General features: G+C 53.5%; 12 protein-coding genes. 11 read left to right on the forward strand and 1 reads right to left on the reverse strand.

Features of this window, described 5'->3' with window-relative positions:
• Position 1 precedes the first annotated feature (1 nt).
• The 10 genes from NXT09_RS17625 (at position 2) to phoU (ending at position 9,972) form a co-directional block, all read left to right on the forward strand.
• The gene (locus NXT09_RS17625; protein ID WP_268580728.1) at positions 2-1,159 is read left to right on the forward strand and encodes a beta-ketoacyl-[acyl-carrier-protein] synthase family protein; all 1,158 of its coding nucleotides are present in this window, start codon (positions 2-4) and stop codon (positions 1,157-1,159) included.
• Positions 1,152-1,634, forward strand: coding sequence for a hotdog family protein (locus NXT09_RS17630; protein WP_268580729.1), 483 nt, complete (start codon positions 1,152-1,154; stop codon positions 1,632-1,634). The genes NXT09_RS17625 and NXT09_RS17630 overlap by 8 nt, the downstream gene beginning before the upstream one ends.
• A 59-nt stretch (positions 1,635-1,693) precedes the next feature.
• The gene (locus NXT09_RS17635; RefSeq protein ID WP_268580796.1) at positions 1,694-2,425 is read left to right on the forward strand and encodes a 3-ketoacyl-ACP reductase FabG2; all 732 of its coding nucleotides are present in this window, start codon (positions 1,694-1,696) and stop codon (positions 2,423-2,425) included.
• Complete coding sequence (locus NXT09_RS17640; RefSeq protein WP_119872139.1) at positions 2,425-3,651, forward strand: beta-ketoacyl-ACP synthase; 1,227 nt, start codon at positions 2,425-2,427, stop codon at positions 3,649-3,651. Before NXT09_RS17635 ends, NXT09_RS17640 begins: the two co-directional genes overlap by 1 nt.
• 27 nt (positions 3,652-3,678) lie before the next feature.
• Complete coding sequence (locus tag NXT09_RS17645) at positions 3,679-5,106, forward strand: DUF4026 domain-containing protein (RefSeq protein WP_268580797.1); 1,428 nt, start codon at positions 3,679-3,681, stop codon at positions 5,104-5,106.
• A gap of 212 nt (positions 5,107-5,318) precedes the next feature.
• Positions 5,319-6,359: a phosphate ABC transporter substrate-binding protein PstS gene (pstS, locus tag NXT09_RS17650; RefSeq protein WP_205549478.1), complete on the forward strand. Its 1,041-nt coding sequence runs from the start codon at positions 5,319-5,321 to the stop codon at positions 6,357-6,359.
• 162 nt (positions 6,360-6,521) lie between these two features.
• On the forward strand, positions 6,522-7,481 hold the full coding sequence (gene pstC / locus NXT09_RS17655) for a phosphate ABC transporter permease PstC (RefSeq protein WP_010300064.1): 960 nt from the start codon (positions 6,522-6,524) through the stop codon (positions 7,479-7,481).
• Positions 7,481-8,368: a phosphate ABC transporter permease PstA gene (pstA, locus tag NXT09_RS17660; RefSeq protein ID WP_268580730.1), complete on the forward strand. Its 888-nt coding sequence runs from the start codon at positions 7,481-7,483 to the stop codon at positions 8,366-8,368. The genes pstC and pstA overlap by 1 nt, the downstream gene beginning before the upstream one ends.
• An 86-nt stretch (positions 8,369-8,454) precedes the next feature.
• Positions 8,455-9,228: a phosphate ABC transporter ATP-binding protein PstB gene (gene pstB, locus NXT09_RS17665; RefSeq protein ID WP_010681437.1), complete on the forward strand. Its 774-nt coding sequence runs from the start codon at positions 8,455-8,457 to the stop codon at positions 9,226-9,228.
• 12 nt (positions 9,229-9,240) lie between these two features.
• Entirely contained in the window at positions 9,241-9,972 is a 732-nt protein-coding gene (gene phoU, locus NXT09_RS17670) for a phosphate signaling complex protein PhoU (RefSeq protein WP_039487837.1), read from the forward strand.
• 61 nt (positions 9,973-10,033) lie between these two features.
• Here the strand turns inward: phoU and NXT09_RS17675 are convergent, their stop codons facing one another.
• Positions 10,034-10,600 (reverse strand): helix-turn-helix domain-containing protein, encoded by a 567-nt coding sequence (locus NXT09_RS17675; protein WP_268580731.1) that lies wholly within the window; start codon positions 10,598-10,600, stop codon positions 10,034-10,036.
• 91 nt (positions 10,601-10,691) lie between these two features.
• Between NXT09_RS17675 and NXT09_RS17680 the strand changes: the two genes are divergently transcribed.
• Complete coding sequence (locus tag NXT09_RS17680; RefSeq protein ID WP_268580732.1) at positions 10,692-11,876, forward strand: benzoate/H(+) symporter BenE family transporter; 1,185 nt, start codon at positions 10,692-10,694, stop codon at positions 11,874-11,876.
• The last annotated feature ends 35 nt before the right edge of the window (positions 11,877-11,911 follow it).

The raw sequence follows: 11,911 nt of genomic DNA on the forward strand, positions 1-11,911 counted from the left end.
CATGATTTACATTAACGCCGTCGGGGCGCTGAATGCGCTGGGCAATAATCTGGATGAGATTGCCGGTAACCTTGCCAGCGGTCATGCGCCGGGCATGCGCCCTGACACTGGATGGCTGCTGCACGATAAGCCCTGTTGGACAGGAAATGTGGATGCGGAATTACCGGTTATTCCGGTGGAGTTGGCGGCGCATGACAGCCGTAATAACCAGCTCTTGCTGGCCGCCCTGGAGCAAATTCGACCTCAGGTTGACGCGGCTATCGCGCAGTTTGGCCCCGAGCGGGTAGCGGTGATTCTGGGCACCAGTACCTCTGGATTGGATGAAGCCGATCGGTATGTCAGCGAAAATCTTCCCACTTATCACTATGCGCAGCAGGAACTTGGCGATCCTTCCCGGTTTCTGGCCGCCTATCTGGCGTTAAATGGGCCGGCTTACACGATATCAACCGCCTGTTCTTCCAGCGCCAGAGCGTTGATCAGTGGTAAACGATTGATTGATGCCGGGCTGGTGGATGTCGCCATCGTCGGCGGCGCGGATACGCTGAGCCGTATGCCGCTAAATGGCTTCGATAGCCTTGAGTCGCTTGCATCAACGCGCTGCCAGCCGTTCAGCGAAGAACGTAATGGGATCACCATCGGTGAAGGCGTGGCGCTTATGCTGATCGGGCGGCAACCCGATCGTGTGGCGATATTGGGCGTCGGGGAGTCGTCCGATGCTCACCATATGTCGGCACCGCACCCGGAGGGTGAAGGGGCGATTCGCGCGATAACGATGGCGTTGTCGCAAGCGGGATTGCAGCCTGATGACGTGGGTTATATCAATTTACACGGTACTGCCACGCGCCTGAATGACCAGATTGAAGCCAGCGTGATTCACGCCGTGTTTGGCGATCGCGTGCCTTGTAGCTCAACTAAACACCTTACCGGCCATACGCTGGGAGCGGCGGGGATCAGTGAAGCCGCGATCTGCTGGCTGCTTCTGACGCGGGATCTCCCTTTGCCCGCGCAGGATTTCTCATGCAGTCACCCCGATGCCTCACTGCCATCATGCGGCTTGCTCAGTGCGCCTGCTCCGCTTGCACGCTCGGTCATTCTGTCTAACTCTTTTGCGTTTGGCGGCAATAATACGTGTCTGATCCTGGGGACGAATCATGAGTGAGTATCCGGCTGCGGCAGCTTATTTGCCCCATTCCGCCCCAATGGTGCTGGTGGATGAGGTGATCCATGTTGATGATGAGCATGCGCACTGCCGTGTGGCGGTCAGCCGCGAGAGTATTTTGGCACCGTTTCTGAATGATCAGGGACATCTGCCTGCCTGGTTTGGTATTGAAATTATTGCTCAAACGATTGGGGTTTGGTCTGGCTGGCACGGGCGTCAAATCACTGGGCTGCAAGAGAAGCCGCGCCCCGGCATGTTGCTGGGCGGACGGGGTTATCGCTGCAAGCAGGATAATTTTCCTGCCGGCTCCCTACTTGATGTGACCGTCACGCTGCTGATGCGTGACGATAAAATTGGTAGCTTTGAGGGGGAGATCGCGATAGCCGGGGAGACGTATGCCTCTGGCCGGTTGAACACCTATCAGCCTGACGAACATGAGTTAAAAGCACTTTTAGAACAGGGAAAGCTATTATGACAACCGGAAGAACGACGATGACAACCGGGGAAACTATTATGAAAACCGGGAAAACAGGCATGACGCGCTCTGTGTTAGTGACCGGTGCCAGCAAAGGGATTGGTCGAGCCATTGCGCTGCGTCTGGCGGCGGATGGTTTTACCGTGGTGGTGCATTATCACCGTGATGAAAACGGGGCGCAGGAAACCTTACGCCAGATTACGGCACAAAACGGTTCCGGCCGTATCGTCAGTTTCGATATCGCCGATCGGGAAACGTGTCGCACCGTGATTGAGCAGGATATTGAGGCGAACGGTGCCTACTATGGCGTGGTCAGTAATGCGGGTATCACCTGTGACGGCGCTTTTCCCGCCCTCGACGATCAGGCGTGGGATAGCGTCATTCACACCAACCTCGATAGTTTCTATAACGTGATTCATCCCTGTGTGATGCCGATGATCGGTCTGCGTAAAGGCGGACGCATTATCACGCTGTCTTCGGTTTCCGGGATCATGGGAAATCGGGGGCAGGTTAACTACAGCGCCGCGAAAGCGGGCATTATCGGCGCAACGAAAGCGTTGGCTATCGAACTGGCGAAGCGAAAAATCACCGTTAACTGCATCGCTCCCGGTTTGATTGATACTGGCATGATTCAAATGGAGCCAGTAGCCGTTGAAGAAGCCATGAAGATGATTCCCATGAAGCGCATGGGGCAGGCGGAAGAGGTCGCAGGGCTGGCGAGTTATCTTATGTCCGATATCGCGAGTTATGTCACGCGTCAGGTCATTTCTATTAATGGAGGGATGCTGTGATGCGTCGTGTTGTGGTAACGGGTATGGGCGGTGTCACCGCGTTCGGTGAGTCCTGGGAAAGTGTGTCTGACGGGTTGCGTGCGGGTCGTAATGCGATACGTAAGATGCCCGAATGGCAGGTTTATGATGGCCTGAATACGCAGTTGGGCTCGCCGATTGATCACTTCAGTCTGCCAGAACACTACACGCGTAAACGCATCCGTTCGATGGGGCGCGTGTCTCTGATGGCAACCCGAGCAACTGAGCTGGCGTTGGAACAGGCTGGATTGATTGGTCATCCGGTGCTGACTAACGGAGAAACCGGCATTGCTTACGGCTCCTCAACGGGCAGCACAGGGCCGGTGAGCGAATTCGCCACCATGCTGACCGAAAAGCACACCAATAATATTACCGGTACGACCTATGTGCAGATGATGCCGCATACCACCGCGGTGAATGCTGGCCTATTTTTCGGCCTGCGCGGCCGTGTGATTCCGACGTCCAGCGCCTGTACGTCGGGAAGTCAGGCGATTGGCTACGCCTGGGAAGCGATTCGTCATGGTTATCAGACGGTCATGGTGGCGGGCGGTGCGGAAGAACTGTGCCCGTCAGAGGCCGCCGTGTTTGATACGCTGTTTGCCACCAGCCAACGCAACGATGCGCCGGAAACAACGCCGTCGCCTTTTGACACCAGCCGTGACGGTCTGGTTATCGGCGAAGGGGCGGGGACGTTAGTGCTTGAAGAGCTTGAACATGCCGTCGCGCGTGGTGCGACGATTTATGCCGAACTGGTTGGGTTTTACACCAACTGTGATGCGGCACATATTACGCAACCTCAGCGTGAAACCATGCAGATTTGCATTGAAGGATCGCTGCGCTGCGCGGGTTTGCAGCCTAGCGATGTGGGGTATATCAGCGCACACGGTACCGCAACCGATCGGGGCGATGTCGCGGAGAGTCAGGCTACCGCTGCCGTGTTCGGTAAATCCACGCCGATTTCGTCGCTGAAAAGCTATTTCGGCCATACGCTGGGTGCCTGTGGTGCGCTTGAAGCATGGATGAGTATTGAAATGATGCGTGAAGGTTGGTTTGCACCGACGCTTAATTTACGGCAACCTGCAGAAGACTGTGGCGAGCTGGATTACATCATGGGTGAGCCGCGCCATATTGAGACGGATTATATCCAGTCTAATAACTTCGCCTTTGGCGGCATCAATACGTCGCTGATTTTCCGTCGTTGGCAATAATGGATTGAGAACGTTAACGGGTTCATGATGAATAACAAACAACAATACCTGGATATCGCTGAAGGGAAGGGTGAAAAAGCACCTTCAACGATGGTGGCCTTTTCCTCACGAGAGATGAGCTACCCGCTGCTGGAAAGCCTGCTAGAGGCGCAGTCATTTTTCACCGATGGCGAAGTAAGCTATACCGAGCAGGGACAGGGCGGATTCTTTTATACCTGTCGTCATCACGATCGCGAGCTGACCTTTTATCTTGAGGTATCGGAGCGCGATCCCGAGAATAGCATCACGCCGATACATTCAACCGACCCGATTTCGCCCGAGCTGCTGGCGCAGGCGAATGCGGCGACGCAGGAAGTGATGGTTGAGTGTATTTTTGGGCCAAATCCGCTGGAAGACTACGTTCATCAGCTTCGCTTATTAAACGCCGTGGTACCGGATTTTCTCCTGGGGATCGATATTTCTGCTGCTGGTAACGTGTTTACCCGTGAATGGCTGAATTTTCAGCTGGAAGATGATGTCCTGCCGGAAATTGAATCGCTGTATACCATTCATGCCGTGTACGACACCGAGAACGATCCGCCCACGACATTCTGGTTTCACTCGCATGGTCTGGCGCGATGCGGCCTGACAGAGGCCGAATTAGTCATTCCCGAGACGCTCAGTTCGTATTATGGCATCCCGGATTTATTCAGAAGTTTTGTCAATAATGCCATTCAAAATCAGCAGATTACCTTTAACGAACCTATTCTGTGCGGGCAAACGGACAGCGGCTATGAATATCTGGTGGCGTTGCCGTTTGAAGAAGGGCTGCGGCATGTGAATCAATCCACGCCGATTGACCAACTGCGGCCTCTGGAAGACATGCGCTATGATCTGGAAGGGACGCCGGAAGGCGTGTTTCTGGGCGATCGCGCCGATCGGGATGACGTGCATCAGGAGCCTTCCTGTATGCTGTTTCGTACCAACGAAGAAAACCCTGTACTGCAAACGTTCTTCAAAGGGTTTGATGAGCAGAACGCTATCATGTTCTGGCGCACGAATGCGGAAACGGCAGAAATGTCACGTAAGGCACAGCTGCGCTGGCGTTATTTCGTCAACATGTTTAAAAACTACCACGTGAGTGACGAACCGGCTAAGCCGGGTTTTTTAGCTAAGCTACTAAAAAAAGCACCTAAACCTGTCGAAAGTGAATGGCGCTTTATGGTGAAGTTTGGCATTCCTCATGGCGAAGAGGGAGAAGAGCGTGAACACATGTGGTTTATTCCCGAAAAAATCGACGACACGGTCGTCACCGGGACATTAATCAATCATCCGTTCTACGTTGAGGATATGCAGGAAGGCGGTGTGTATTCTATTGATATATCGTGGGTAACCGACTGGGCGATTTATTATCAGGGCGATAGTTATAAGCCTGATACAATTTACAAACTGCTTAGCCATAGCCAGACTCACTGACCTCTTTCCTTCCCCAGTCAGAACGCCTGTTCTGGCTGGTGGCACCTGAATTTCCCTGCATTCTGCGCCATTGTCATAAAACTGTCATATTGCGTACATTTTACTGTCACCAAACTGTCCTATTTTTCCTCCTGCGAACTACACTCTGATTTGATAACTCTGATAGATAACGACGTTACGTCGACACGTTTGAGTATCCCACAGGAGGGATTATGAAACTGATGCGTACCACTCTTGCCAGTGTTGTTGCGGCAACCTTTTCTCTGACGGCATTTTCTGCTTTAGCTGCTGCTAACCTCACCGGTGCCGGTGCGACATTCCCTGCGCCTGTTTATGCCAAATGGGCTGACTCCTATCAAAAAGAAACCGGTAATAAAGTTAACTATCAAGGCATCGGTTCTTCTGGTGGTGTAAAACAGATTATCGCTAAAACAGTCGATTTCGGTGCTTCTGACGCCCCTCTGGCTGACGACAAATTAGCACAGGATGGTTTATTCCAGTTCCCAACCGTTATCGGTGGTGTGGTGCTGGCAGTGAACGTTCCTGGTATCAAATCTGGCGAATTGACGCTGGATGGTAAAACGCTGGGTGATATCTACCTGGGCAACATCAAAAAATGGAACGACCCAGCAATCACTAAACTGAACCCGAATGCCAAGCTGCCGGATCAGGACATCGCTGTGGTTCGTCGTGCTGACGGTTCTGGTACGTCTTTCGTGTTCACCAGCTACCTGGCAAAAGTGAACCCAGAATGGAAAGAGAAGATTGGTGCAGGTTCTACTGTGAACTGGCCAACCGGTCTGGGCGGTAAAGGTAACGATGGTATCGCGGCGTTCGTACAGCGTCTGCCTGGTTCTATCGGCTACGTAGAATACGCGTATGCCAAGCAGAACAACCTGGCTTACACCAAACTGATTTCTGCCGATGGCAAAGCGGTTAGCCCGACTGGCGCAAGCTTCAGCAACGCGGCTAAAGAGATCGACTGGAGCAAGTCTTTCGCTCAGGATCTGACTAACCAGAAAGGCGCTGATGCATGGCCGATCACTTCAACCACGTTCATCCTGGTTCACACCAAACAGGAAAAACCTGAGCAGGGCACTGAAGTGTTGAAATTCTTCGACTGGGCGTTCAAAAAAGGCGGCGAGCAAGCTGAAGCGCTGGATTACGCCACACTGCCAAAAGAAGTGGTTGAGCAAATCCGTGCTGCCTGGAAAACTCAGGTAAAAGACAGCAGCGGTAAAGCACTGTACTAATTATTGCATCGACACGTCGTGTTGATAACCAGAGCATGATGAGGCTATCAGGTTCTGGGAAATACGTAGTGGAATAACAAGTCGTATCGGGGCGGAGAGGTGATAGCAACCTCTCTGCCTTCAATAGCTTATCAAATGTAGTTAAAACGAGAAGAGAGACGTATGGCGGAGTACAAGCCAACTATCAAAGCCCCGGGAAAATATGGCGATATCCTCTTTAGCACGCTGGTAAAACTGGCGGCGCTGGTCACGCTACTGCTATTGGGTGGCATCATTGTTTCCCTGATTGTGGCGTCCTGGCCTAGCATCGAGAAGTTCGGTTTTGCCTTCTTGTGGACGAAAGAGTGGGATGCGCCCGCAGAGCAGTTTGGTGCACTGGTTCCGATTTACGGCACCATCGTTACCTCACTGATTGCACTGATTATTGCGATTCCGATTAGCTTCGGGATTGCGCTATTTCTGACAGAACTGGCACCAGCCTGGTTGAAGCGTCCGCTTGGCGTGGCGATTGAATTGCTGGCGGCCATACCGAGTATTGTTTACGGCATGTGGGGGCTGTTCATTTTCGCTCCGCTGTTTGCCAAATACTTCCAACAGCCAGTAGGCAATGTCCTGTCCGGTATTCCTATTGTTGGCTCGCTGTTCTCCGGCCCGGCATTCGGGATCGGTATTCTGGCGGCTGGCGTCATTCTGGCCATCATGATTATCCCGTACATTGCGGCGGTGATGCGTGACGTGTTTGAGCAAACGCCGGTGATGATGAAAGAGTCCGCTTACGGCATTGGCTGTACGACGTGGGAAGTCATCTGGCGCATTGTGCTGCCTTACACCAAAAACGGTGTAATCGGCGGGGTGATGTTGGGACTGGGACGCGCGTTGGGGGAAACCATGGCGGTGACCTTTATCATCGGTAACACCTACCAGCTCGACAGCGCGTCGCTGTATATGCCAGGCAACAGTATTACTTCTGCGCTGGCGAACGAATTCGCCGAAGCGGAATCCGGCCTGCACACGGCGGCACTGATGGAGCTGGGGCTGATTCTGTTTGTGATTACCTTTATTGTTCTGGCATGTTCAAAGCTGATGGTTATGCGTCTGGCTAAAAATGAGGGGGCGCGCTAATGGCTGCATTAGGCATAGAGCAAGACGCTGCTCTGGAGCGTTCGCGGCGTAAAATGCAGGCCTGGCGTCGCCAGAAAAACCGCATTGCGCTGTTCTTATCCATGTCCACGATGGTGTTCGGTCTGTTCTGGCTGGTCTGGATCCTGTTTTCGACCGTGACCCGAGGCGTGGATGGCATGTCTCTGGCGTTGTTTACTGAAATGACGCCGCCGCCTAATACGGCGGGTGGCGGGTTGGCGAATGCCATCGTCGGGAGCGGATTACTGATTCTGTGGGCAACGCTGCTGGGGACGCCGCTGGGGATTATGGCGGGCATTTATCTGGCGGAATACGGTCGTAAATCCTGGATCGCTGAAGTGATTCGTTTCATCAACGACATTTTGCTGTCAGCACCGTCGATTGTGGTGGGTCTGTTTGTTTACACGCTGGTGGTGGCAAAAATGCAGCACTTCTCCGGCTGGGCGGGCGTGATTGCGCTGGCGCTGCTGCAGGTGCCGATTGTGATTCGTACTACCGAGAACATGCTTAAACTGGTACCGGATAGCCTGCGTGAAGCGGCTTATGCGCTGGGTACGCCGAAATGGAAAATGATTTCTGCAATTACGCTGAAGGCCTCGGTATCGGGCATCATCACCGGGATATTGCTGGCCATTGCGCGTATCGCTGGGGAAACCGCGCCGCTGCTGTTTACGTCGCTGTCGAATCAGTTCTGGAGCACGGATATGATGCATCCGATTGCTAACCTGCCGGTCACCATATTTAAGTTTGCCATGAGTCCGTTTGTGGAGTGGCAACAGCTGGCCTGGGCGGGTGTACTGCTGATTACGCTGTGTGTGCTGCTGCTGAATATTCTGGCGCGCGTTATTTTCTCTGCCAAGAAGCACTAATTCGCTAAGAAAGCGTCGTTTTCTGAGAAACATTAAATAAATTCAAGGTGCTGCTAGTCAGCGCCAGGAAAAAGAGAGAAGTCTTGATGAGTATGGCTACTGAGACATCCAACAAAATCCAGGTACGCGATCTGAATTTCTATTACGGAAAATTCCACGCGTTGAAAAACATTACGCTGGATATTGCCGCGAATCAGGTTACCGCATTTATCGGCCCGTCCGGCTGTGGTAAATCCACGCTGCTGCGTACGCTGAACAAAATGTATCAGCTCTACCCGGAGCAGCGCGCCGAAGGCGACATCCTGCTGGATGGCAATAACATTCTGACGGATAAGCAAGATATCGCGCTGCTGCGCGCCAAAGTCGGCATGGTGTTCCAGAAACCGACGCCGTTCCCGATGTCCATTTACGACAACATCGCGTTTGGTGTGCGTCTGTTTGAAAAGCTGTCTCGTGCCGATATGGATGAGCGTGTCCAGTGGGCGTTGACTAAAGCCGCACTGTGGCAAGAGACGAAAGATAAACTGCACCAGAGCGGCTATAGCCTGTCCGGTGGTCAACAGCAGCGTTTGTGTATTGCGCGCGGTATCGCGATTCGCCCGGATGTCTTGCTGCTGGATGAACCGTGTTCTGCACTTGACCCGATTTCTACCGGCCGTATTGAAGAGCTGATCTCCGAGCTGAAAAAAGACTACACCGTGGTCATCGTGACGCACAACATGCAGCAGGCAGCGCGTTGTTCAGATCATACGGCGTTTATGTATTTGGGTGAGCTGATCGAGTTCAGCGATACTGATACCCTGTTTACTGCCCCACGGCAGAAACAGACTGAAGATTACATCACCGGCCGTTACGGTTGATTAGGAAGCATCATGGATAATCTGAATCTGAACAAACACATTTCCGGTCAGTTTAACGCCGAACTGGAACACATCCGCACGCAGGTCCTGACCATGGGCGGGCTGGTGGAGCAACAGCTGAGTGACGCGATTACCGCGATGCATAATCAGGATGCGGAGCTGGCTCAGCAGGTTATTGAAGGCGATGCCAAAGTTAACCTGATGGAAGTGGCGATTGATGAAGCCTGCGTGCGCATTATTGCGAAGCGCCAGCCTACCGCCAGCGATCTGCGTCTGGTGATGGCGATCATCAAAACCATCTCCGAGCTGGAACGTATCGGTGACGTGGCGGATAAAATCTGTCGCACCGCGCTGGAGAAGTTCTCCCATCAGCATCAACCGCTGCTGGTGAGTCTGGAGTCATTAGGGCGCCACACCGTGCAGATGCTGCATGACGTGCTGGATGCGTTTGCCCGCATGGATCTGGACGAAGCGATTCGTATTTATCGCGAAGATAAAAAAGTGGATAAAGAGTACGAAGGGATTGTGCGTCAGCTGATGACCCACATGATGGAAGATCCTCGCACCATCCCAAGCGTACTGACGGCGTTGTTCTGCGCCCGTTCTATCGAGCGTATCGGTGACCGTTGCCAGAACATCTGCGAATTTATCTTCTACTTCGTCAAAGGTCAGGATTTCCGCCACCTCGGCGGCGATGCGCTGGAAAAACTGCTGGCGCAGAAAGATAAGAAAGAAGAAGAGTAAGCCCGTTCTTACGCTTATCATGCTGACGCCCTGCTTGCAGGGCGTCATTTTTTATCACGATTTAGTTTTTATCAGGGTAGTGAATCAGGTCGTGAAAGCGTGCCGCGGTATCGGCAGGGTTGTGGTAGCGGTGTTCTCTGTCGGCGGCAAAGCGTAGAGCATCTCCGGCGGACAGCACATGCGTCTGTCCATCAACGGTCATCTCCAGTTGTCCCTCCAGCACAATAATATGCTCGATCACCCCGTTTTCATGCGCCGATGAGGTGCTGCTGGCACCCGCCGCCAGCTCAATAACCAACATATCAAAACGTAGTTTTTCGTCGAAGGGGAAGAGGGGAACCACGTGCATTCCCGCTTCGTTTTCCCTGAATGACGATCCCGCACCCGAGCGATAGGTCACGTCTTCATCCGCGAGCGTTGGTTCGATAAAGGTAGAGAACGCGACATTCATGCCGGTCGCAATTTTCCACAGCGTGGCGACTGTCGGGCTGGATTCACCGCGCTCGATCTGGCCGAGCATCGCTTTGCTCACCCCCGTCTCTTCTGCCGCGCGCGTGAGGCTCCAGCCTTTCTCTTGTCTTAACGTTTTCAGCGTATTGCCAATACGGCGGATTAGCTCATCAGACATCAATATTGGCTCCTGCTTGTGCGTTATAGCGCACGCTGCTATGTTAACGCTTTCTGTGCGTTATAACGTACGACAAGAGTGAAGGTATACCATGCCTGCGTCATTTGCGCTAAAAGATGTCACCTTTTCGACCCTCATCGCTGGTTTTGTTGCGGTGCTGGTGGGCTACACCAGCTCGGCCGCCATCATTTTTCAGGCAGCGGAAGCGGCGGGTGCCAGTGCGGTGCAGATCGGCGGCTGGTTAAGTATGCTGGGGATTGCCCAAGGGCTGGCGTCGATTAGCCTGTCGTTGTATTACCGTGCGCCGATACTGGCGGCTTGGTCAACACCGGGGGCAGCGCTGCTGGTCACCAGCCTGCCGGGTACGTCGCTCAATGAGGCGATCGGCGTGTTCCTGTTTGCCTCCGCGCTTATCTTTATCTGTGGGATCACTGGTCTCTTTGCCCGCCTGATGAATGTGATTCCACAGGCCATTTCTGCCGCTATGCTGGCGGGGATTTTGCTGCGCTTTGGCGCGGATGCCTTTCTTTCCCTGCAACAGGATTTCTGGCTGGTTTTTGCGATGTGCGTGACCTATTTGCTCAGCCGTCGGCTGCTGCCGCGTTTTGCCATTGTGCTGACGCTGCTTGCTGGCCTGCTGCTGGCCTTATTTCGTGGGCAAATTGCGGTTTCTGATTCGCCGCTGGTGTTCGCTGTGCCGGAATTCATTACGCCGCAATTTTCGTTGGCGTCTCTGCTGGGCGTCGGTATTCCATTTTTCATTGTCACGATGGCATCGCAGAACGCACCGGGCGTTGCCACGCTGAAAGCGGCGGGCTATCAGGTTCCCATATCACCGCTGATTACCATTACCGCATTAATCGCACTGATTTTGACGCCGTTCGGTGGTTTTTCCGTGTGTATCGCCGCGATTACCGCTGCGATCTGTATGGGGCCTGATGTGCACCCCGATCCCAAGAAGCGCTATCTTGCTGCCGTCGCTGCCGGTGGCTTTTACCTGCTGGCGGGCGTTTTCGGTGGATCTATCGGGCAGCTTTTCACGGCTCTACCACAGCCGCTGATTCACGCTATCGCCGGTTTGGCGCTACTAAGCACCATTTCGGGCAGTCTGTACCGCGCGTTGCTGGATGAAAAACAGCGCGATGCCGCGGTGGTTACTTTCCTGATTACCGCCTCTGGATTGACGCTGTGGGGAATTGGCGCAGCGTTTTGGGGACTGATTGGGGGGATGATGACCTGGTTTATTCTGTCAGCATACGCTGACGAGGCGCGTTGAATCATCAGGATAATCTGCCAGAATACCGAAGTAAC

The sequence above is a fragment of the Pectobacterium jejuense genome, from assembly GCF_026800125.1.
Classification (GTDB): domain Bacteria; phylum Pseudomonadota; class Gammaproteobacteria; order Enterobacterales; family Enterobacteriaceae; genus Pectobacterium; species Pectobacterium jejuense.